This is a genomic window from Mesorhizobium sp. M1143, assembly GCF_040318435.1.
Lineage (GTDB): Bacteria > Pseudomonadota > Alphaproteobacteria > Rhizobiales > Rhizobiaceae > Mesorhizobium.
On sequence record NZ_JAMYMJ010000181.1, the window covers coordinates 1 to 1108 of the forward strand.

The 1108-nt window shown below is 60.4% G+C and carries 2 protein-coding genes; both read left to right on the forward strand.

Annotated elements, in window-relative coordinates; translation table 11 throughout:
• The first annotated feature begins 20 nt into the window (after positions 1 to 20).
• Entirely contained in the window at positions 21 to 98 is a 78-nt protein-coding gene (ccoS, locus tag NKH35_RS31795; RefSeq protein WP_023689415.1) for a cbb3-type cytochrome oxidase assembly protein CcoS, read from the forward strand.
• A 416-nt stretch (positions 99 to 514) separates the two neighbouring features.
• Positions 515 to 1108 (forward strand): FAD-dependent monooxygenase (locus NKH35_RS31800; protein ID WP_352917578.1); only part of this gene is annotated, 594 nt, incomplete at its 3' end.

Consider the following 1108-nt stretch of genomic DNA (forward strand, 5'->3'; position numbering starts at 1 on the left):
GACCGGCGCTTCCTGTGGATATGAAGAGCGGCCAATACGAAGATCTCGACGGCTCCGCCCAGCGGATCCTTATCGATCGGGAAGAGCCGCGAGGCTGAACCGGTTGGCGGCGCCCAACGACCGTGCGGATGCTGGTCGTCAGTCGACCGAGTCTTTGCTGGATTGCCTCGTCATGATGATATCGGCGCGCGTGCGAAGAACGGATCAGCCACAATACGTTGCCGAACCTTTGGCCAGTAGGGGCCCGCGATTGGGAAGCCGACCATTCAGAATGCCTAGACATGCAAACGTTTTCACGGCAATCGACCACTCGACCGTGAACCCGCCGTTGCCGGGTTATCGAGCCTGGTTGATCCAGATCAGCGTTATCTCTTCGTCGGCGTGGTTTCATTGACCAGGCTTCCAACGGAGAACGCATGTCTATCGACGATGGGGAGATGAGCGGCAAACCGTGGGTGATTGCGATGCTTCAAGAGCGCTTCGTATCGCAGATAGCCGCTATGGCGGCACGCTGATGGCCGGCTCTGTCGACACATTCGACATCATTGTCGTCGGAGCTGGGCCGGTCGGACTTGCCTTCGCAGCATCGCTCGCCCTGAGCCGACTCAAGGTGGCAGTGGTTGAACGGCAGTCGATCGACAGCCTGGCGAATCCGGCTTTCGACGGTCGCGAGATCGCGCTGACGCCCGCATCGGTGAGAATCCTTCGCGAGCTCGGCGCCTGGGACGCCATGCCCGCATCTGACAACTCACCGCTTCATGGCGCGCGCGTGCTCAACGGATCGAGCCCTTTCGCCCTGTGCTTCGATACTCGCAGCGGATCTGGGGAACCACTCGGATTTCTGGTCCCAAATTGTCGGATCCGCGATGCCCTGTTCAAAATTGTCTACTTCCAGGATCATGCCCGGCTGCTGTGCGGCAACTCGGTCGTGAATGCAACAACCAGCGACGACGAGGCGGTCATAACGCTTTCTGATGGCAGGCAATTGGCCGCTCGGCTGCTCGTAGCCGCCGATTCGCGTTTGACCGCGGTGAGCGACCTGCTCGGCATTGGCGCCAACATACATCCGCGTGGCCACTCCTCGCGGATTTGCCTAGTGCGGCACGAG

Coding starts and splice junctions, on each gene's coding strand:
- ccoS (WP_023689415.1), top strand. CDS start 21: ATGAAGAGCGGCCAATACGAAGATCTCGACGGCTCCGCCCAGCGGATC.